This window comes from Janthinobacterium rivuli (genome assembly GCF_029690045.1).
GTDB classification, from domain to species: domain Bacteria; phylum Pseudomonadota; class Gammaproteobacteria; order Burkholderiales; family Burkholderiaceae_D; genus Janthinobacterium; species Janthinobacterium rivuli.
This window is the reverse complement of record NZ_CP121464.1, coordinates 5,862,413-5,883,244: the sequence shown is the minus strand read 5'-3', so window position 1 is coordinate 5,883,244 and position 20,832 is coordinate 5,862,413. Positions and strand designations below refer to the sequence as shown.

Below are 20,832 nucleotides of genomic sequence, written 5' to 3'. Positions count from 1 at the left end.
CGCATCGTTTCAATTGAGGTCCCCTACGGCGAGTGTCTGTTTCAGGTTGAGAGGCAGATAGGTAAATTGCAGGGCGCCTTGCACCACGCCGTCGAAGCGGTAACGTTCTTCGAGCGTGTCGCCTGGGCGCGCCACGACATTGCGTTCACCCGCTTGCAGGAAGTAGGCCGCCTTGCCTTCGTCGACGAAGCGGCCCAGGAATTGAAAGGGCAGCGGTGGCGGCGCGTTTGCATCCACGCGGGCCGCGGGCAGCGCGGCCTGGGCTGCCTGCTGGTCGAGCATGATTTTTTTCGGCGTCTCCGGCTGCCAGCTTTGCTTGGCGAACAGGGTGGCCGCTTCCTCGTCTTCCAGCGCCCGGCGCGGTTCGATGGCCAGCGCGCGATGGGTTGGCGGCGCGGCGACTGCGGCGAGCGGCGCGACCGCCACCCGCTCCACCTGGCGCGTGGTGGCCGTGGCCGGCCCCACGATGCTGCCTTCATCCTCGGGGGCGAAGAGGGCGGCCAGCAAGGTCGCCACGGCGGCGCCTGCCAATACGGCTTTTTTCATCGGCGCACCTCCGCTTTTTTCACCAGCAGGATGAACTGGATGCGCGCGTCGATCTCGCCCGCCTCGATCTGCTCGCGCTTGAAGAGCACGGAGTCGAGCGTCAGGGTCGGCAGCGCCTGCAGGGCGTCGACGATAAAGGTTTGCAGCTGCGCGTATTCGGCTTTTACCGGCAGGGTGATCTGGTAGCGCAGGAAGGCCGTGTTGCCATCTTCCTGCGGCTTGTAGTCGGCCTTGGCCAGGGTGACGCCGCTCTTTTGCGCCACTTCCAGCAAAGCTTTCAACTGGTCGGGAATGCTGTCATGCGCGGGCAGGTAGGCGTGAAAGGCGGCCAGGCTGTCGGCATCCGCATCGAGCGTGATGTGTGCCGGCGGCAGCGCCGCCTGTTTCGCCATTATGGCCAGCTGGGCGCGCAATTGTTGCTGGTGTCGGGCCAGCGCATCGCCCTGCTGCATGGCGAAAGCAGCCAGCGCCAGGCAGGCCGCACCGAGCGCGCTGGGCCAGCCCAGGGTGCGCCCCAACCGCTGCACTTCCCACGCCAGGCGCGGCGGCATGCGCAGTTGCAGGCGTGGACGGGCCACGGGCGTGCCGGCTTTGAATACGGGTTTTATTGCCGCCATTGCGCCTCCAGCTGAAAACGGTAAGGGTGTTCGGGGGCGTTCGCATTCATCTCATGTTTGAGCAAGTACACGGAACTGAACATGGGCTGCTGGTTCAGGAAGGCCAGGTAGTTGAGCATGTCCTGCGGCGTCTCCGCTTCGGCGGCGATTTTCAGGACGCTGGCGCCATCCTGTCCCTGCTGCGCGTTCAGGTCCAGTCCCAGCAAGGCCACGCGCACGTCGCGCGGCGCCTGCACCGTCTTGACCAGGCGCGTGACGGGCAAGTTGAGCTGGCGCACGGCGGCGGCCACCTGTTTCAGTTCGAGGTCGCGTTCGCGTTGCTGGCTCGCCGACAGGGGCGCGCGCACGGGACGCGCGGGCTGCAGCTGCGCCAGTTGCGTTTCCAGGCGCCGCGTTTCCTGTGCCTGCACCAGCCAATATCCGGCGGCCGGCAGCAGCATCAGGCCGCCCGCCAGGCACAGGGCCAGGCGCCAGCCCTTGAAGGTCTGTGCCACGCCGGGCGGCAGGAATTCCAGGCGGCTCAGGCCCATGCGGCCTCCCGCATCAGGTGGGCGCCGCTGGCCACGGCGATGGGCACGAAGCGCTCCGGCACGTTGGCTTGCGGCACGCCGCTCAGGTCGAGCAGCGCCACCTGTTCGATGGCGTCCAGTTGCGGCGCGCGCAAGTTCCAGCGCCGCCACGCCCGCTCCAGTTCATCGCCCCAGGCGGCGTCGCAAGACTGGCTGTGCAGGGCCGTGATGCGCCCGGCGACCGTCGTTGCCAGCAGCAGTCGTCCCGCTTCCACCAGGGCGAAGGCGGCCGGTTTGCCGCCGGCGATGCTGCGCCAGGCCGGTCCGACAATGGGTTCGATGGACAGGCAGCGCCGGCCATGCGCGGCCGCCGCCTCCTGCACGCCTTGCAGCAGGGCCGCATCGATGCCGCAGGCCAGGCGCGGCTTGCCATAGGGCGCATCGTCGGCGGCCAGGCGCCAGGCGCGCGCGCCATCGCCGTAGACGGCGGCGAACTGGCTGTGCAGGAAGCGCTGGGCGCTGGCCGCATCGAGCAGGGCGCCGCTCCACGGCACCATCAGCATGGCGCACCAGCGGCTGGCCAGGCTGACGGCCAGCGGCAGTTTTTTGCCGCCATCCTGTTCGAGCCAGCCGCGCAGGGCGGTCAGCGCCACTTCCCGGCTGGCGTCGGGGTTCGCAATCGGCAGGTGGAAGGCGCTGTCCGCCACGGGACGGCCGGCGCGGCGCAGCACGCCGTGCAATCCGTGCGGCGCCAGGTGCAGGCAGACGGTGGCGCGGGCAAGGCGTTCAATAAGTGACACGATTGAGCTCCGCTAACGTGGTTTCGCCGCGCCGCACCAGGTCCAGGCCCGCTTCGCGCGCCAGGCGGAAACCGTTGCGCGCCGCTTCTTCCTTCATCTGGCTCAGGGGCGCGCGCGTGCAGATCATTTCGCGCATCGCGTCGCTGAGCATCAGCACTTCGGCGACGGCCTTGCGGCCCTTGTAGCCGGTGCCGCGGCAATGGCCACAGCCCTTGCCAGCCATGAACTGCCAGTCCTGCACCTGGTGCAGGGCCAGGCCGCTATCGCGCAATTGCTGCGCATCGGCCAGCACCTCGGCGCTGGCGTCGACGGCGCAATGGGCGCAATTGAGGCGCAGCAGGCGTTGCGCCACGATGCCGTTCAGGGCCGCCGCAAAGCTGTAGGCATCGACACCCATGTGCAGGAAGCGGCCGACCACATCAAAGACGTTATTCGCGTGCACGGTGGTAAACACCAGGTGGCCCGTGAGCGCGGCCTGCACGGCGATCTGCGCCGTTTCATCGTCGCGTATTTCGCCGATCATGATTTTGTCGGGATCGTGGCGCAGGATGGAGCGCAGGCCGCGCGCGAACGTCAGCCCCTTTTTTTCGTTGACGGGGATCTGCAGCACGCGCGGCAAGCGGTATTCGACGGGGTCTTCGATGGTGACGATCTTGTCGCGCCCCGTATTGATTTCCGTGATGGCCGCGTACAGGGTGGTGGTCTTGCCGGAACCCGTGGGCCCCGTCACCAGCAGCATGCCGTGCGGCTTGGCGGCCAGGCGGCGTATCTGCTCGATGGCGTCCTCGTTCAGGCCCAGGCTTTCCAGGCGCAGCGCCTGCGCCGCTTCCGTCAGCGCGCGCCGGTCCAGCAGGCGCAGCACGGCATCCTCGCCAAAGATATTGGGCATGATGGAGACACGGAAATCGATCTCCGCCCCTTTCACGCGCACCTTGAAACGGCCATCCTGCGGGATGCGGCGCTCGGCGATGTCGAGATCGGCCATCACCTTGATGCGCGAGATGATCTGTTCGGCCATTTGTAATCCCTGCACCTGGCCCGCCTGTACCAGCACGCCGTCGACGCGGTACTTGATGACCAAGCTGGCCACGTCGCATTCGAGGTGGATGTCGCTGGCCTGGAATTTCAGGGCGTCGTAGATGGTGGAGTTCACCAGTTTCACCACCGGGCTGCTGTCCTCGCTGATGCGAATCAGCGAGATATCCTCGATGCTCTGGTCGAGCCCTGGAATGTCATCCCCATGCTGCATTTCCTGCATCGCCTGCTGCACGCTTTCCTGCTGCAGCAGATAGGCGGCCAGATCGTCCGGATGCGCCAGCCCCACCGTGAAGGGTGTGGACAAGGCGAAGTCGGCCCACTGCAGCAAGTCTTCGGCAAACGGGTTGCCGATGACGAGCACGGGCGGCGCGCCGGGAACGCTTGGGTGCAGCAACACGCAGTCGCGCTGGGCGCAATCCGTGTAGGGCAGCAGGCCGAAGGCGGGCAAGGCCGCCTGCAGCTCGGCCATCGTCCAGGCCGGGTAGCGGAACAGGGCGGCCAGCTGGCGCAAGAAGACTTCAGGCGGCAGGGCTGCCGTTTCCTGCAGCACGGTCATTTGCGGGCGGCCCTGTTCCATTGCGCTGGCGTGGGCCCGGCGCAGCATGGCCGCATCGAGCACGGCCCGTTCTTCGTCGCGCGCGTTCATGTCATGCACCACATGGTAAAAACCGTCACGATAAGCTCCCCGCCAGTTCAAAGATCGGCATGTACATCAGCACCACCACGCCGCCAATCACCACGCCGATGATGGTCATCAAGAGCGGTTCGAGCAGGCGCGACGCCCAGTCCACCCAGCGGGCGAATTCCTCGTCGTGGAACTTGGCCGAGCGTTCCAGCATGTCGCCCAGGCGGCCCGTGTTCTCGCCCACTTTCAGCAGCGATTGCGCCACCGGCGTGGCCATGCCGGCCTGTTCCAGCGCGGTGGAAAACGGCATGCCTTCCTGCACCGCGCGGCGCGCCTGCGCCAGCGGCTCCTGCTGCGCCGGCAGCAGCATGGGCGCCACCATGGCCAGCGCCTTGTGCAGGGGGATGCCGGCGTGCAGCAGCAGGCTGAGGGCACGGTAGAAGCGCGCCAGGCGAAATTCCGCCGCCTTCGCGGCCAGCACGGGCAGACGCAAGAGGCGCAGCACCAGCGCCATGCGCATGCTGCGGTTGGCGATACCGAACACCACGGCGGCCACCACGGCGGCCAGCGCGCTGGCGCACAGCAGTGGATGCGCGGCCAGGGTCTGGCCAAAGCCCAGCAGCATTTGCGACATCCACGGAATCTCGCGCCCCGAACTTTCGTAGACGACGCTGAATTTGGGCACCACGTAGCCGAGCAGGAACAGCGTCACCAGGCCGCCGACGACGAGCAGCATGCACGGGTAGATGGCGGCGGAAATGAGTTTTTTGCGGATGGCGTCGAACTGCAGCTGGTAGCCGACGAAGCGGGCCAGCGCCTCGGGCAGGTTGCCCGAGCGTTCGGCCGCATGCACGGTGGCGATGTAAATGTCGGGGAAGATGTCGGGAAAATCGGCCAGGGTGTCGGAGAAGCTTTGCCCTTGCTGCAGGGTCAGCACGATGGCGGCCAGCGTGGCCCTGGCGCCCGCGCGCGTTTCCTTGTTGTGCAGGGTGGCCATGGCCTCACCCAGGTTCAGGCCCGCTTCGAGCAGGGCCAGCAGTTCCTGGCTGAATTGCAGCAGTGGCAGGCCCTGTTTGCCGGGACGCGGCGCGGCGCCCGCGTCCGGCGCGGCGCCGGCGTCGACGGCCAGCACGCGCCAGCCGCCGCGCACGGCTGCGCGGATCGCCTCGGCCTCGCTGGCGGCGTCGATGGCCAGCGCCTGGCTGCCCGCCGGGCCCTGCACCTGGAGGTGGAACTGCATCGTCGGCTCAGGCGAGCATGGCGAGGGCCTGGGGCGTGAAAATGGGGTGAAGTGAAAAGGGGAAAGCGCGTGCGGACAAGGTCGAAGTAGGCATCGGTCAGGAACAATCCAAAAAAGTTCAATTCGTCGCGGGTACCGGCAGCAGGCAAGAGGCAATCACTGCCTCAGGGTAGACTGGAATTGCCAGGAAATCAATCGTGCCGTGCGGGCAAGCCTTGCATCGATGGCTTGCCCGCAATTCAGCCGCTTACTGGGTAACCAGGCTGACCTTGTCGATCACGAACGAGGTTTGCAGCGATGCGTCCTCGGTTGCGGCAAACGAGATCTGCACGGTCTGGCCCTTGTAGGCGATCAGGTCGAAGGTGCGGATCTGGTAGCCGGCCGCCTTGTTCACGTTCGAGTACGAGGCCAGGGTGCCCAGCACCGTGCCGGCGCTGTTCTTCACGGTGACGACCAGCTTGTCGTACACGGTATTGCCTGTTTCAGCCGTGTCGATATGCAGCGCGAAGCTCAAGCTGGCCGAGGTGGCGGCGGCCGGAATGGCCACGCTTTGCGTCAGCGATTCGCTGGCCGTGGCGCCATTGCCGCCCAGCCAGGCGTACTTCGTGCCTTCGTACGCGGTTTGGCCCGTGAAGGTGCCGATGGCGCCCGTGGTGCCGCTCCAGCCCGTGGCGCCGGACTCGAATCCGCCGTTCGTCACGCGCTCGGTAGCGCTGCTCGTACCCACCGTCAGCGTGGCGTTGTTCGACGTGGCCGTCACGGCAGGCGAGGACGAATCCGTCACCGTTGCCTTGAACACGGCGCCGCTGTCGGCCGCCACGGCCGTGAAGCTGTAGGCTGGCGACGTGGCGCCGCTGATCACGGCGCCGTTGCGGAACCACTTGTAGGTGTACGGTGCCGTGCCGCCGCCCGCGCCCACGGCGAACGAGGCGGTGGCGCCCGGTGCGACGGTGATGCTGGCTGGCTGGCTGGTGATCGTCACCGCGCCGCCCGTCGTCGATTCATCGACGTCGGCGCCCACGTTGATGGCCGCATACGCGCGTTTGACCGCGATCGATTCGGCGCTGCCCACGCCATACAGTTCCTCGGCTGCCTGCAGCACTTTGTTGCGCGCGTCGGCGTAGTTGGTCGACGAGGTGAACTTGGTGGTGGCGGCCTTGAACCAGATGCGGTAAGCCTTGTCGCTGCCGATACCGGTCATGGCCAGCGGGCTTTTGTTCAGGTAGGAGCTGTAGTAGTCGCTGCTGGACGTGGAGTTCGAACCTTGCGACAGGAAGTAGAACATGCGGTTGTTCGGACCGCTGCTGTAGTGGACGTCGAGGTTCTTGATGGTGCTGCTCCACGCATTCGGGCTGCTGCCATCCTTGCTTGGCTTGTACAGCCAGCGCAGCGGCTGGCCATTCTTGGCGATTTCCTTGCCCGTCATCCAATCGTTGCCCGTGTTGGGGATCGTCGTGCCCGTGCCGCCGGCGCGCGCATACGCTTCCACCATTTCACCGGCGATGTCCGAGCTCGATTCGTTCAAGCCGCCCGATTCTTGCGAGTAGATCAGGCCCGAGGTGGCGTCCGTGATGCCGTGGCCCATTTCGTGGCCGATCACGTCGATGGAGCCGAGGTTGTTGAACGAGCTGCCGCCGTCGCCGATGTACATGCACTTGCAGCTGCTGTCGTAATAGGCGTTGTCGTAGGCCGTGTTGACGTGGGCGGCGATGTGGGTGGCCGTGTTGTTGCCATCCAGGCTGGACCAGCCCAGCACATTCTTGTGCGTGTCGTAGGTGTTCATCAGACCCCACATCGCGTTCACGGCCGCCGTCTGGCCGTTGGCGTTGGTGGTGCTGCCGCCGTTGATGTATTGCTGGCCGTCGCCCCAGGTGTTGCTGGTGCTGCTGTACACGCTGCCCGAGGTGGTGCCGTGGTTGGCATTCGTGATGGCCATGCCGCCGAAGCTGCCGCCCGTGCCGCGGCTCGGGTCCTTCATGGTGTAGGTGCTGCCCGTGAGCGTGGTGTTGAGCGGTACCTGGCCGTTGTACTGGCTGTTGCCGATGCCGGCCACGGTTTTCAGGGCTTTCCATTGACGCAGGATGCGGCCATCCTTGGCGCTGACGACGGTGTCGTAGTAGACCGGTTTGCTACCGCTGATCATGCGCGTTTGCACCAGGTAGGCCAGCTCGTAGTGGTCGACCACGTCCTGCACGTCGAGGGCGTTCAGCGCGGCTTCTGACTTGTTCTCGGCGCCGGCTATGCGCACGGTTTTCATGACAGGGTAGATCAGCAGCTGCGCATGCGGCGGCACGTGGTCGACGGCCTGCACGCCGATGCTTTTCACGGCGGCGGCGATGGCGGCGGCGGCGCTGACGGCCGGCGTGGTGTCGATATCGGTGGTGGCGCTGCGGGTGACGGAATTGACGCCGCCGCTACCGAGGCCGGAAGCGCGGTCCGACACGGATTCGCTGACGATGTCGCCGGCGCTGTTGCTGACCACGACCGTCTCGGAACCGAAGACGGGCAAGCCCTTGTAGGTGTGCTGCACGCGGCTCACGCGCGTGCCGCTGACGCCCGGATGCTGGGCGCCGACGGCAAAGCCATGCTCGGTATTCAAGCCGCGGCTGCGTGCCTGTGCGGCCAGCTTGTTGACCAGGCCGGCGTTCTCTTGTGGAGAGGCCAGGGGCACCGGGGCAGCCATCAGGGTCTGTGGCAGCGGCGTGGCGGCGTCCGCCGTGGTGGCCATCAGCGGCAGGGCGGCGATGGATGCGGCAACTATCGTCAAACGTAAATTCATTTCTGCTCCATGGTATCGGTTAAGGAAATGGTGAATGAGCTGGCCGCGATGCCTGATGGCCACCCCGGCGTGCCTGGCAGGCGGATAGCCTGCCGTTTTGTGGTGGCGTGACGCCGGGTAGGGGGACACTAAACTTGTCGAGATCGCCATGTCAAAAAATTCAAGAAATGGGTCACCAGGCGAATTTTTGTTAAGAATTGAACATTTATCGACGCTGCATCATCGGAAAGTTTGATCTACCACAAGCTGTAACTTTTGTTTTGGACTACTTCCCCTAATGGCGCGCTCTGTTGGAAAAACACTGTTGCATTTTCTAAATGTTGCGATCTACACTAGCTCTTCGCATTGTCCCCAGTGGACCAGGCGACGACAAAAAAAGCGCACGCGGCAATGACCGCGTCCAGATACAGCGCATCGGGAAAAAAATCGGGAGTTTCACATGACGTCAGTTCTGTTTTCTGCTGTTGGTTTCAGCCATTTCCCCTCTGGAGCGGCATTCATGCTGCATCCGCCTTCCTAGCCGCCGCCAGCCGGCTCTTCCCCCGCGAGGGGGGCTTTTCAGTGAGTCCGACCGCGCCGCCCGGCGCGGCCGCTGGCGCAGTGCATCTTTTTTTCAGGAAGGGTTGCCGGCTCCTGGTGCGTGCACCGGAATCACCGGCCTGACGAACTATGCTTTCGATAGCGACCAAAGTGGAACAGATCGTGATGGAATCGGCCTTTCTCAGCGAGGGATTGGGCCGGGGCTTGCTGAACCTGTCGGAACTGGCGCGCCAGTTGCAGCCGCAATTGCAGAGCGACTTATGGAAACCGGTGGGGCAGGCCGCCGTGGTGATGGCGCTGCGCCGCCTGGCCGAACGGATGCCGCAGCAGAAAAGCGGCGAGATCGTGCTGGCGCACCGCGCGGGAGAACTGTCCACGCGCAGTGAATTGATGATTTTTACCTACCGTTATTCCGACCAGACCTATGACTGCCAGCGCCAGTTGCTGGCGCTAGCCGCGCCCCAGCGCGGCACTTTCATCACCGTCACGCGCGGCGTCAACGAGGTGATGGTGATCTGCAGCCGTTCGCTGCATGCGCTGGTGGACGAGGTCTTTGGCGGCGAGCAGGAACTGGCGCGCCTGGAGCGGGTGACGGCCGTGACCCTGCACCTGGCGCCCGAAACCTGCTATACGCCGGGCGTGTATCACGCCATCCTCAAGCGCCTGGCCTGGGAGCGCATCAACCTGATCAACATCATCTGCACGTATACGGAGCTGACCTTGCTGCTGGAAGCGTCGCAGACGGGGGCCGCCTTTTCCGTGCTGTCGAAAATCGTCGCCCAATGAAAAACGCCCCGCTGCAGCAATGCAGCGGGGCGTCAGGCAGAGTAGTCGCTGCTTATTTTTCCAGCTGTGTACGCACGCGGGCGATCGCGGCGCGGACCTGGCGTGGCGCCGTGCCGCCCACGTGGTCGCGCGCGGCAACGGAGCCTTCCAGGGTCAGCACGGCAAACACGTCGTCGTCCGTCAACGGGGAAAACGCACGCAGCTGCTCTAGCGACAGGTCGGCCAGGTCGCAGCCGGCGTCGACGCAGGCGCGCACGGCCAGGGCCACCGCTTCATGCGCGTCGCGGAACGGCAAGCCCTTTTTGACCAGGTAGTCGGCCAGGTCGGTCGCCGTGGCATAGCCCTGCAGGGCCGCCGCGCGCATCGCTTCCGGTTTCACCGTGATGCCGCCGGCCATGTCGGCGAAGATGCGCAGGGTGTCGATAACGGTGTCGACGGTGTCGAACAGCGGTTCCTTGTCTTCCTGGTTGTCCTTGTTGTAGGCCAGCGGCTGGCCTTTCATCAGGGTCAACAGGCCAATCAGGTGGCCGTAGACGCGGCCCGTCTTGCCACGCGCCAGTTCCGGCACGTCCGGGTTTTTCTTTTGCGGCATGATCGACGAGCCGGTGCAGAAGCGGTCGGCGATGTCGATGAAGCCGATGCGTGGGCTCATCCAGATCACCAGTTCTTCGGCCATGCGCGACACGTGCATCATCAGCACGGCGGAGGCGGCGCAAAATTCGATGGCGAAATCGCGGTCCGAGACGGCGTCGAGCGAGTTGTGGCAGACGTCGTCAAAGCCCAGCGTTTTTGCCACGCGCAGGCGGTCGATGGGGAAGGTGGTGCCGGCCAGGGCGGCGGCGCCCAGCGGCAGGCGGTTGACGCGCTTGCGGCAGTCGGCCATGCGCTCGGCGTCGCGGCCGAACATTTCGACATACGCCAGCATGTGGTGGCCGAAGGTGATCGGCTGGGCCACCTGCATGTGCGTAAAGCCGGGCATGATGGTGTCGGCATGCTGCTCGGCCAGGTCCGTCAGCGCGCTGCGGAACGTCGCCAGCAGGGCGGTGATGTCGTCGATGGCGGAACGCACGTACAGGCGGATGTCGGTTGCCACCTGGTCGTTGCGCGAACGGCCCGTGTGCAGGCGCTTGCCCGCATCGCCTACCAGTTCGGTCAGGCGCTTTTCAATATTCAGGTGGACATCTTCCAGGTCCAGCAGCCATTCGAACTGGCCGGCGGCGATTTCCTGCGAGATTTGCGCCATGCCGCGCTGGATTTCCGCGTAGTCGGCTGGGCTGATGATGGCTTGCGCATGCAGCATTTCCGCATGGGCCAGCGAACCTTCGATGTCGAACAGCGCCAGGCGCTTGTCAAAAAATACAGAAGCTGTGTAGCGCTTGACGAGGTCCGAGACCGGTTCGGAAAACCGGGCCGACCAGGCTTCGCCCTTTTTGGAGAATTGATCAGTCATGAAAGAAGTCCTTTAGTGTAGGGCGATTATAAACAAGGTTGGCCGGCGGTAGGGCTTTTAGGGGCTTGCAGGGCGCTGAAATGGCCAGGAATGGGGCTGGCAAGCCTCAAATGCCACGGCGCGGGTAGGTTGTGCGTTCCATCCCGGCTTTTTGTATTCTGTCCCGCGAATCGTGCGTTTGGTCGCAATCCGATGGCAGTTCAGGGGGGATCGGCCTACAGTTCAATCATCGCAGCACACAACCCGCCACTCAAAGGACATCATCATGAACATCGCTAAAAACATGGAAGCCATCTTCGTCGCCATCATCGCCATCGCCGCCGCCACCAGCCTGGCCACCGCCGCCGTGCCGAAGTTCCGCGCCGCGCCGGCACCGATCGTCGCCAGTGCCGAGCAAGTCACCATGCATACCGTGTACGTCAGCGCCAAGCGCCTGAGCGCCGAAGAAAAAGCTGCCCTGTAAGCGCGGCAATGCCATGCAGGCAGTATCAGTAACAGCAGTAGCCGCACCGCATCTTGCAGCACCTTGCAGTATCCCATCATGGGCAATCGGAACGGGCGGCGCCCCCGGTTCTTTCCAGCCCAGGTGACAGCAGCAATACCCAACACACAGTAGCCGCAGGCAGAACGCGCGCTTCCAGCCAGGCAGCTTATTTTCACCAGACAGCCCTCAGTGACCATCGGCATCGCGCCGGCGGCAGTGGACAGCCACGCCCTGGCGCATTTCGTTCAATGCCCAGCGCAGCGGCAGCCTCGGCGCGCACCGAGGCGTCGTGATCGGCCAGCAGCGCCGCCGCGGCGGGAGCCATTTCGGGAAAACGCATTTCACTGAAGGCCCAGACGGCAAGCTGGCGCACGACAGGCTGCGGGTCGAGCAAGGCCAGCAGCAGCGCGGCCAGCGCCGCTTCCTGCCTTTCATCGGGTCACTTGGTATTCTGTCCCTTCTTTTGGGCGGTTTGTCGCAATCCGGTGGAGATGGTGGGCCGATGCGCCTACAGTTCCATCATCGCAGCAGACAACCAGCCATCCAAAGGACACCATCATGAACATCGCTAAAAATATGGAAGCCATCTTCGTCGCCATCATCGCCATCGCCGCTGCCACCAGCCTGGCCACCGCCGCCGTGCCGAAGTTCCGCGCCGCGCCAGCCGCTTCCGCCGCCCTCGTTGCCAGCGCCGATCAAGCCACCATGCATACCGTGTATGTCAGCGCCAAGCGTCTGAACGCCGAAGAAAAAGCCGCGCTGTAAGCATGGCGGCAGCGTGCCAGTCGCAGCTACGGCAGCAGCAGGCAGAGTACCCCCGTCATCAGCAGTCAGAAGGGGAGGCAGCCCGATTCTTTCCTGCCCAGGTGACAGCAGCGCGCAAATCGCCGATGATCAGTTTTTCCCACGACAGGCGGACAGCGTGATGCCACACTTGAAGATCAGTAGCGACAGGGCGGAACTTGACGTTCCGGCCATTCACCATTTTCTCAGTACGCAATCGACATGGGCCATCGGCATCGCGCAGGCCACCGTACAGCGTGCCATTGACCATTCGCTATGCTTCGGCGGCACGCTGGACGGCCGTCAAGTGGCGTTCGCCCGCGTGGTCAGCGACTACGCCACGTTTGCCTATCTGGTCGACGTGTATGTGCTGGAAGAGTGCCGCGGCCGCGGCTACAGCAAGCGCCTGATGGAGGCCGTGATGGCGCATCCCGACTTGCAGGGTTTGCGCCGTTTCATGCTGGCCACCAGCACGGCGCATGGCTTGTATGCGCGTCACGGCTTTACGGCGCCACTCAGGCCGGAGACGCTGATGGAGCGGTATTTTCCCGATATTTATCGGCGTTGAACAGCTGACGCGGTTTGTGCGCGCCCCCAGTCTTGGCCTGATATCGCCATTTTCCTGATCAACAACGCGACAGCTCCCTAGCGGATACTGACTCCATGACTCCTTATTTTCTCTGGCCTCTCCTTGTCGCATCGCTCACGGCGACTGCCGCACCGATGCCGGAGGCATTCAGTCCGGCGCCTTGCGAGACGGGTATTTTTCGCCAGGACCAGACGGGCTTCGTCGCCCTCACCCAAGGGGGAAAAGGGTACGCCTATACCTTCAGCGACGGGACCGTCGGCAACACGCAGGATGCCGGCGCGTTGCTCGCGTGCGGAAAGGACGCCGTGCTTGTCAACGGCAAGGAACGCTGGCCGAAAGTGGCATTGGCCGAAGCGGATACGCGTTTTGAATCGCATGGCATCATGCTCGCGGGCCGTTTGCTGGAAGCGCCGGGCGCCGGCAAGGATACGCCGCTGGTCGTGTATGCCCATGGTTCCGAAAGCAGCGGCTGGATAGACCGCGCGCGCGACCCTTACCAGATGGTTGGACGGGGCGTGTCCGTTTTCGTGTATGACAAGCGCGGTACGGGGCTGTCCGAAGGCGAATATACGCAGAATTTCCCACGCCTGGCCGATGACCTGGTGGCTGCGTCGCGTGAAGCAAAACGGCTGGCGCAAGGGCGCTACGGCCGCTTCGGCCTGATGGGCGTGAGCCAGGGTGGCTGGATCGCCCCGCTGGCGCAGGCGCGCGCCAAGGCGCAATTTCTCGGCATTGGCTATGGCCTGGTGGCCGATATCACGGAACAGGATGCGGCGCAGGTCGCCAGGGAATTGCAGGATAAGGGCTATGGCGACGACGTCATCGCCAAGGCCAGGACGGTGACGGATATCACGGCCAGAATCGTCAAATCCAGCTACCAGGATGGACTGGACGACCTGTCGGCATTCCAGCAGCAGTTTGGCAAGGAAGCGTGGTTTGGCCTCATCAAGGGAGGCTACACGGGGGTGTTGCTGGGCATGCCGGCCGAGGAGTTGCGCAAGCATGGCATACCGCGGTTCGACAAGCTCGATATCGACTGGTCGCTCGATCCCGTGCAGGTTGTCAGTCAAGTCACGGCGCCGCAGTTATGGGCCCTGGCGGAGGACGACCGCCAGGCACCGCCGGCTGTCACCGTGGAGCGCCTGACGGCGTTACGTGGCCAGGGCCAGGCCATCTCTGTCTACGTTTTCCCGCAGGCCGATCACGGCATGCGCGGCTACGTTCAGGCGCCGGATGGAACGCGCAAGTCCACTGTCATCACGCCCGGGTTTTACGACCTGATGGCCGACTGGGCAAAGGGCGGCATCCATGGCGCCTACGGACAGGCGTACCGCAAATAAGAAAGCCACGGCGATGGTGCCGCCGTGCTTACTGCCAGTGCATCAGGCAGGGCGGAATCAGCAGCAGCAGCGCCAGCACCAGGTAAATCAGCTGCAGCGGAATCATCCACTTGGCCCACGTAATCCAGGGCACGCGCGCCAGCGCCAGCACGCCGACGGTGATGCCGGACGTGGGGATCATCGGCGTGGTGAATTCGCCGAACTGGAAGGCCAGGATGGCGGTCTGGCGCGTCACACCCACCAGGTCGGCCAGCGGCGCCATGATCGGCATGGTGAGAGCCGCCTGCCCGCTGCCCGAGTGGATGAAGAAGTTGATCACCGACTGCATGAAGAACATCTTTTGCGCGGCGAAGACGGGGCTCGACGACGCCACCAGGGGCGTCAATGCATGCAGCATGGTGTCGATGATCTGCGCGTCGCGCGCCAGGATCATGGTGCCGCGCGCCAGCGCGATGACCAGCGCCACGCTGACCATGTCGCGCGCGCCCTGCACGAACGACGCCACCAGGCTGTCCATGTCGAGCCGGCCGACCAGGCCGACGACGATGGCCATCACCAGGAACAGGGCGGCGATTTCATCGATGAACCAGTCGTACTTGACGACGCCGACGACCATCGTCAGCAGGGTCGCCATGAAAATCCACAGTACCGCGCGATGCGTGCGCGTCATGCCGGCAAAGCTGCTCAGGTCCAGTGTGTGCTCGCTGCGCTTTTCGATGTCGAGCAGGTAAGTGGGGCTTTTTTCCGGATGGCGCTTGATGCGCGCTGCGTACCACATCAAGAACACGATGCTGACCGCCGTGGCGATGGCCCACACGATCAGGCGGTAGCCGATGCCGGAAAAGATCGGCACGCCGGCGATACCCTGCGCGATGCCGACGTTGAACGGATTCAAAAAGGCGGCGGAAAATCCCACTTGCGAGCCGATGAAGGGAATCGACACGCCCGTGATGGTGTCATAGCCCAGAGCCAGGGCCAGCGGCACGAAGATCAGGATGAAGGGAATCGCTTCCTCGTTCATGCCGAAGGTGGCGCCGCCCAGCGAAAACATGGTGAAGAACACGGGGATGATGGCGGCGCGCACGAAGCGCGAACTGGTGTGCGCCTTGGCGATGGCCTTGATCAGCGAATCGAAGGCTTCCGTTTTTTGCAGCACGGCGAAGGCGCCGCCGACGATCAGCACGAAGCCGATGATCAGGCTGGCGTCGACAAAGCCCTTGATGGGCGCCATCATCAGCGCGGCGAGTCCCTGCGGCTTGTTGTCGACGTAATGAAACGTGCCGGGGATGATCAGCTGTTTGCCATTGACCAGTTGGGTGTCGAATTTCCCGCCTGGCACCAGCCACGTCGCCAGGGCGATCATGGCCAGAATGCCGCACAGCAGGACGAAGGTATTGGGGAGCTTGAATTTTCTCATGGGTGTCATTTATTGGCTCAGCAGGCTGCCGCCGCGGAAGGCGACGGCGCCTGCGACCTTGCCAACGTTCATGCCGCGCAAAACGTGGCGGTGGGCGCTGCGCGCAAAAAAGACGCCGGCGACCGTGCAGCGCAAGGTCGTCGTCTCGCCGCTGACGGGATCGATCAGGTCGGCCACGGCGTCGCCGGCGGCCAGCACCTCGCCCATTTCGCGCAGGTAGACCAGCACGCCGTGATGCGGCGCGAGGATCGGTTCCACGCCGGCCAGCGGCGTGGGCTCGCATTGCGGCGCGGGCAGGTCGTCGCCGGCGCCGGCTATCTCCAGCACGCCCTCGATGGCGAGAAAACGCAGCAGGGCGGCGGCGTCGCGTTCGGCCAGGGCGTAGCTCACTTCCACTTCGCCGCGCAACTCGACGGTGGTCGACAGGCAGGCGGCGGGAATCGGATAGCGTCCGCCGAAGTGCGCGTCGAGATCCCACCACAAGCGGCTGCAGGCTTCGTCGAACGGCTCTTCGCCGGCCGCCAGTTCCAGCAGCACGGCGCGCGCGCCCAGCAGCGCGGACAGGGGCGCGATCTGCGCCGCCAGCGGCGTGCCCGTGTAGATGTGCAGGGCCGCCTCGTTATCGCAATGCAGATCGAGCACGATGTCGGCGTCGATGGCCATGCCCAGCAGGGTCTTCTTCAAGGTCTCCGCATCCGTGCCCGGCCGCCAGGCGGCGACGGCGGCGCGCGCATGCTCGCGTATCAGGGCCACGTTGGCTTGCGCATCCTGTCCCAGCAGGCCAGCCAGCGTGGTTTTCAGTTCATCGGCCACGTGGCGGTAGGCGCGGTTGAAGTTGATGCCGGTGGTCAGGTCGAAGCGGCCGAACGGCGCGCCATGGATGGCTTGCGCCAGGCCGATCGGGTTGGCGGCCGGCACCAGGATGATTTCGCCGTGGATCTTGCCGGCCGCTTCCAGCGCCAGCAGTTCACGGCGCAAAAATTGCGACACCAGCATGCCCGGCACCTCGTCCGCGTGCAGCGCCGCCTGGATGTACACCTTTTTGCCGCTGCGGCTGGTGGCGGCCGCGGCGCCGAAGTGGAAACTGCTCAATTGGCACGCTACGCTGGCGTGTGCGGTGGAGATGGGATGCTGGTGTACTTGCATGGTGGGTGCCCCGAAAAGGTGCATGGTTGATGGATTCCGGTCGATTATGTAGCAATATTTTCACGAAGTAAATCAATGAAAATCCTTTTACAAATATTTGTTGAGTTTTCTTTTTGATATGAGTACAGTAAGTTCCAGCGACCCGATTTCGCCTTCCGCCAGTGATCCGCAGTGCCCAAGAATACAGGCCGCCAGTGATATGAGAGCATCCGCCAGTCCTGCCAGAAGCAGCGTCCCCAAGCCACTTGCCACCGCGCTGGCGTCGCCCGACGCCGCCTTCGCGCAATCGCCGCTGGGGCAGGCGCTGATGCACGTGCTGGCCGGCGGCTCGGCTTCGCAGCGGCAGATCGCCGACTACCTGCTGCGCAACCAGATGCGGGTGACGGCGCTGGGCATCGAGGAACTGGCCGACAGCTGCCAGGTATCGACAGCCACCATCAGCCGCTTCGCGCGCGACATCGGCCAGAAGAATTATTCGGCCATGCGCGGCGCCATGGCCGAAACCCTGCAATCGCTGTTGCAGCCGGTCGACAAACTGCGCCGCACCATAGAGCGGCGCGCGCGCGCCACCTCGCCTGTCACGCAAAGCCTGGAATATGCGGCCGCGAACATCGCCGCCACGTCCGATGCCCTGTCGCCGCAGGCCATGCAGGCCGTGGTGCGCCGCCTGACGCGCGCCAGGGTCGTGTATGTGATGGGTTTCGGCCTGTCGGCCAACCTGGCCGGCATGCTGGTGCAGCACCTGCAGCCGTTTTGCCCGCATGTGGTGGAAGTGGTGGGCATCGGCGGCTCGGAAGTGGCGGCCGGCCATCTGGTCAACCTGACGGCGCACGACGTGCTGGTGGTGATCTCGTTCCCCCGCTACACGCTCGACTGCATCGGCCTGGCCAGCTTCGCGCGCGACCGCGGCGCCTGCATCGTGGCGCTCACCGATTCTCCCGCCTCACCGCTGGCCGAACTGGCCGACCACGCGCTGTATGCGCAAAGCACGCATCCCGTCCTGCCCAGCAGCGCCAGCACGGCGCTGGCCATGATCGAGGCGCTGGCCGTGGCACTGATGGTATCGAACAAAAAGAACGTTGAAAAAGCGGCCCGCCTGAGCGACGTCATCGCCGCCTATCTGTACGGCGGCGAGCATGGTGTGCAGGGCTCCCGGAAAACAGCTTCAAAGCAACGCAAGGCAGTCGCAAAATCATTATAAAAATCAGGCATCATTATTGGGGAGAGTGGCAATGCAGATGAAAAGACAGGACGGTGGCTCCTTGCCGCGCGAGTCGGCGCTGGCGCAAGGCGTGCGCCTCGCGCTGGGCGCCCTGAGCGTGTCGGCGGCGCTGGGCATGCTGGCCGGCGGCGCGCAGGCGCAAGAGCAGAAACAGGAGCCGGTGCGGGATGAAGAGCCTGCGCCGAAAAAAATGCAGCGCGTGGAGATCACGGGGTCGGCCATCAAGCGGCTGGAGTCGGAGACGGCGCTGCCGGTGCAGGTCATCACGCGCGCCGAGATCGAAAAGGCGGGCGTGACGACGGCGGCCGAGCTGATGGCGCGCGTGTCGGCCAACGTGGGTGGCCTGACCGATGGCGCCAGCATCAATATCGGCGGCGACCAGCGCGGCTTCAACAGCGCCAACCTGCGCGGCGTGGGCACGTCGTCGACCCTGGTGCTGCTCAATGGACGGCGCATGGCCAACTTTGCCTCGCCCGGCGACGACGCGGGCGTGGACCTGAATAACATTCCCGCCGCCGCCCTGCAGCGCGTGGAAGTGCTGCTCGACGGCGCCTCGGCCCTGTACGGCACGGACGCCATCGGCGGCGTCATCAATTTTATTACGCGCAAGGATTACCAGGGCGTGGAGCTGAACGTCTACGGCAGCCGCACCGATGAAGGCGGCGCGGGCAAGCGCACGGCCAGCATCACGGCAGGCACGGGCGACCTGGCCACGGATGGCTACAATATCTTCGCTGTGGTCGACCTGCAAAAAACGGACCGCCTCAGTTCCTCGCAGCGCAAGTTCATTCCGAACCTGCAGGTGCCGCAGCGCCTCGGGCATTTGCTGTCGAGTTTTACCAGCCCGGCGAATATCCGCCTGTCGGGGGAGCAGCGCGACTATTTGCAAGAGAATGGCTTCCTGCTCAATGGCCAGCCGATTACCAATCGCCAGATCAATCCGTCGATCCCGAACTGTTCGCCGCCGGCCAACCTGTACCTGCCGGCGGGAACGGGTGGTGTTGATGCCTGTACCTATGACTACATGGGCGACACGGAGCTGTATCCGAAGACGGACAAGCAGAACCTGCTCACGCGCGGCGTGCTGAAACTGAGTAATGACCACCAGCTGTATGCGGAAGTGGCGCTGAGCCGCTCGCGCAGCTATTACGTGGGCTCGTCGGCGCGCGTGATCGGCTATCTCGATTACAGCAAGGTGCCGCAGCTGGCCAATACCGGCCTCGATAGCATCGTCGACGAAGACGGCAATCCGACTGCGCGCGAACTGGAGCTGCGCATGCGGCTGAACGAGGCGGGCATGCGCACCAGCCAGTTGACCAGCGAGAGCCAGCGCTTCGTGGTGGGCGCCAGCGGCACGCTCGGCGGCTGGGATTATGACGTGGGCTTCAATCACAGCGTCAACGTCGTGAAGGACCGCGACACGCATGGTTATGTCCTGTACGACAAGCTGTTGGAAGGCATCGCCTCCGGCGACATCAACCCGTTTGGCCCATCGGGCGCGAAGGGCAAGGCGCTGCTCGACAGCATCCAGGTCAATGACGAAGTGCGGCATGCGCGCGGCACCATGGATGCGCTCGACTTCAAGGCATCGCGCGCGCTGATGGCCTTGGAGGGCGGCGACATGGCGCTGGCCGTGGGTGGCGAAGTGCGGCGCGAACGCACCGAGTTCCGTCCGTCGGCGTTGCTGATGAGCGACAACATCAACAACGACGCGGCGCCCGAAGGCGGTGTGGCCACCAGCGACAGCCGCAAGGTGCAAGCGATTTACAGCGAATTGCTGCTGCCGTTTACCAAGCAGTGGCAGGCGCAGTTGTCGGGCCGTTATGACCATTACCAGCAGGTGGGCGGCGCCCTCAGTCCGAAGATCGGCCTGACCTACATGCCCAGCAAGCAGGTGCTGCTGCGCGCTTCGGCCGGCAAGGGCTTTCGCGCGCCATCGATGTCCGACCTGCACCGGCCCACTGCCTACAGCAGCACGGCGACCTTGCCCGATCCCGTATATTGCGCGAGCGAGAACAATGATTATTCCGTCTGCGCCGATAACTGGGATACGCGCCGCTACAGCAACGACAAGCTGAAACCGGAGCGCAGCCGCCAGTTCACGGCCGGCCTGGTGCTCGAACCGAGCCAGCACTGGACCTTCAGTGCCGACTACTGGAACATCAAGCGCACGGACCTGATCAGCGAAATCGGCGACGACATCATCCTCGGCAATCTGGCCAAGTACGGCGATCTGGTGCACCGCGATGAAGACGGCTTGATCGACTACATCGAGCTGCGCAAGGAAAACCGCGGCGCGCAAAAGGCGGCGGGCATCGATATCACGGCCGACCTGCATGGCGTGAAAACGGCGTGGGGACGCTTTGGCGCGCACCTGAGCGGCACATATGTGCTCGATTCGACTATCCAGACCAGCCCTGGCGAAGTCTTTATCAGCAACCTCAATAAATTCGTCACGGAAGGCGTGGTGCAGCGCTGGCGCCATACGATCACGCTCGATTGGGACAACGGCCCGTATTCGGCCAGCCTGTCGAACACGTATTCGAGCGGCTACGATGACCAGAATTCGGCCATCAACACGGACGATGGCAGCGTCGTCAAGCCGAACCGGGTGAAGGCCTACACCTTGTGGGACATGTCGGGCGCGTACGCCGTCAGCAAGCAGTTCAAGCTGCGCGCGGGCATACAGAATCTGTTCAATACCAGCCCGCCATACTCGAACCAGGCGTACTACTTCCTGTCCGGCTATGACCCTACTTATTCGGACCCGCGTGGCCGGCGCTTTTATGCGAGCGCCAATTACAGCTTCAAATAAGGCGGAAAAGCAGGAGATACCGCAACAGCGCTGTCATATGCAGCAAGTAGTATTGCAGTTTGATGCAGTTGGGTTGCAAGCAGCAGTATTGGCAGCAAGGGCGCGT

General features: G+C 64.2%; 18 protein-coding genes. 7 read left to right on the top strand and 11 right to left on the bottom strand.

Going from position 1 to position 20,832, the window contains the following annotated elements; all coding sequences use genetic code 11:
• Window positions 1–9: 9 nt before the first annotated feature.
• The 7 genes from P9875_RS26665 to P9875_RS26635 all read right to left on the bottom strand — a co-directional run bounded on the left by P9875_RS26665 (window position 10) and on the right by P9875_RS26635 (window position 8,154).
• Complete coding sequence (locus tag P9875_RS26665) at window positions 10–546, bottom strand: hypothetical protein (RefSeq protein WP_278317066.1); 537 nt, start codon at window positions 544–546, stop codon at window positions 10–12.
• Window positions 543–1,163 carry a type 4a pilus biogenesis protein PilO gene (gene pilO, locus P9875_RS26660; protein WP_278317065.1) on the bottom strand — a complete coding sequence of 207 codons (621 nt, stop codon included), beginning with the start codon at window positions 1,161–1,163 and terminating at the stop codon, window positions 543–545. Before pilO ends, P9875_RS26665 begins: the two co-directional genes overlap by 4 nt.
• The gene (locus tag P9875_RS26655; RefSeq protein ID WP_278317064.1) at window positions 1,151–1,693 is read right to left on the bottom strand and encodes a hypothetical protein; all 543 of its coding nucleotides are present in this window, start codon (window positions 1,691–1,693) and stop codon (window positions 1,151–1,153) included. Before P9875_RS26655 ends, pilO begins: the two co-directional genes overlap by 13 nt.
• Window positions 1,684–2,472 carry a hypothetical protein gene (locus tag P9875_RS26650; RefSeq protein WP_278317063.1) on the bottom strand — a complete coding sequence of 263 codons (789 nt, stop codon included), beginning with the start codon at window positions 2,470–2,472 and terminating at the stop codon, window positions 1,684–1,686. Before P9875_RS26650 ends, P9875_RS26655 begins: the two co-directional genes overlap by 10 nt.
• A complete protein-coding gene (locus P9875_RS26645; protein WP_099401812.1) occupies window positions 2,459–4,156 on the bottom strand; it encodes a GspE/PulE family protein in 1,698 nt (565 codons plus the stop codon). Before P9875_RS26645 ends, P9875_RS26650 begins: the two co-directional genes overlap by 14 nt.
• A gap of 25 nt (window positions 4,157–4,181) precedes the next feature.
• Window positions 4,182–5,375: a type II secretion system F family protein gene (locus P9875_RS26640; protein ID WP_099401659.1), complete on the bottom strand. Its 1,194-nt coding sequence runs from the start codon at window positions 5,373–5,375 to the stop codon at window positions 4,182–4,184.
• 247 nt (window positions 5,376–5,622) lie between these two features.
• The gene (locus P9875_RS26635) at window positions 5,623–8,154 is read right to left on the bottom strand and encodes a M4 family metallopeptidase (RefSeq protein ID WP_278317062.1); all 2,532 of its coding nucleotides are present in this window, start codon (window positions 8,152–8,154) and stop codon (window positions 5,623–5,625) included.
• Between the two features lie 669 nt (window positions 8,155–8,823).
• Between P9875_RS26635 and P9875_RS26630 the strand changes: the two genes are divergently transcribed.
• Window positions 8,824–9,480 (top strand): hypothetical protein, encoded by a 657-nt coding sequence (locus tag P9875_RS26630; RefSeq protein WP_035822266.1) that lies wholly within the window; start codon window positions 8,824–8,826, stop codon window positions 9,478–9,480.
• Window positions 9,481–9,532: 52 nt separating this feature from the next.
• Here the strand turns inward: P9875_RS26630 and argH are convergent, their stop codons facing one another.
• Window positions 9,533–10,930 (bottom strand): argininosuccinate lyase, encoded by a 1,398-nt coding sequence (argH, locus tag P9875_RS26625; protein ID WP_278317061.1) that lies wholly within the window; start codon window positions 10,928–10,930, stop codon window positions 9,533–9,535.
• A 265-nt stretch (window positions 10,931–11,195) separates the two neighbouring features.
• Between argH and P9875_RS26620 the strand changes: the two genes are divergently transcribed.
• Window positions 11,196–11,393, top strand: coding sequence for a hypothetical protein (locus P9875_RS26620; RefSeq protein WP_278317060.1), 198 nt, complete (start codon window positions 11,196–11,198; stop codon window positions 11,391–11,393).
• A gap of 193 nt (window positions 11,394–11,586) precedes the next feature.
• Here the strand turns inward: P9875_RS26620 and P9875_RS28770 are convergent, their stop codons facing one another.
• Complete coding sequence (locus P9875_RS28770; protein WP_423221865.1) at window positions 11,587–11,787, bottom strand: hypothetical protein; 201 nt, start codon at window positions 11,785–11,787, stop codon at window positions 11,587–11,589.
• A 185-nt stretch (window positions 11,788–11,972) separates the two neighbouring features.
• Here P9875_RS28770 and P9875_RS26615 point away from each other — a divergent pair, with 185 nt between their 5' ends.
• From P9875_RS26615 to P9875_RS26605, 3 genes are all read left to right on the top strand, one after another.
• Window positions 11,973–12,179 (top strand): hypothetical protein, encoded by a 207-nt coding sequence (locus tag P9875_RS26615; protein WP_278317059.1) that lies wholly within the window; start codon window positions 11,973–11,975, stop codon window positions 12,177–12,179.
• Window positions 12,180–12,339: 160 nt separating this feature from the next.
• The gene (locus P9875_RS26610) at window positions 12,340–12,765 is read left to right on the top strand and encodes a GNAT family N-acetyltransferase (protein ID WP_278318879.1); all 426 of its coding nucleotides are present in this window, start codon (window positions 12,340–12,342) and stop codon (window positions 12,763–12,765) included.
• 155 nt (window positions 12,766–12,920) lie between these two features.
• Window positions 12,921–14,126 (top strand): alpha/beta hydrolase family protein, encoded by a 1,206-nt coding sequence (locus P9875_RS26605; protein ID WP_278317058.1) that lies wholly within the window; start codon window positions 12,921–12,923, stop codon window positions 14,124–14,126.
• 28 nt (window positions 14,127–14,154) lie between these two features.
• On the opposite strand, the gene P9875_RS26600 is transcribed toward P9875_RS26605, so the two are convergent.
• The gene (locus tag P9875_RS26600) at window positions 14,155–15,543 is read right to left on the bottom strand and encodes a YfcC family protein (protein WP_176387343.1); all 1,389 of its coding nucleotides are present in this window, start codon (window positions 15,541–15,543) and stop codon (window positions 14,155–14,157) included.
• Window positions 15,544–15,552: 9 nt separating this feature from the next.
• Window positions 15,553–16,689: a succinylglutamate desuccinylase/aspartoacylase family protein gene (locus P9875_RS26595; RefSeq protein ID WP_278317057.1), complete on the bottom strand. Its 1,137-nt coding sequence runs from the start codon at window positions 16,687–16,689 to the stop codon at window positions 15,553–15,555.
• A 199-nt stretch (window positions 16,690–16,888) separates the two neighbouring features.
• Here P9875_RS26595 and P9875_RS26590 point away from each other — a divergent pair, with 199 nt between their 5' ends.
• Window positions 16,889–17,890: a MurR/RpiR family transcriptional regulator gene (locus tag P9875_RS26590; RefSeq protein ID WP_278317056.1), complete on the top strand. Its 1,002-nt coding sequence runs from the start codon at window positions 16,889–16,891 to the stop codon at window positions 17,888–17,890.
• A gap of 31 nt (window positions 17,891–17,921) precedes the next feature.
• Window positions 17,922–20,726: a TonB-dependent receptor gene (locus tag P9875_RS26585; RefSeq protein ID WP_278317055.1), complete on the top strand. Its 2,805-nt coding sequence runs from the start codon at window positions 17,922–17,924 to the stop codon at window positions 20,724–20,726.
• Window positions 20,727–20,832: the final 106 nt, after the last annotated feature.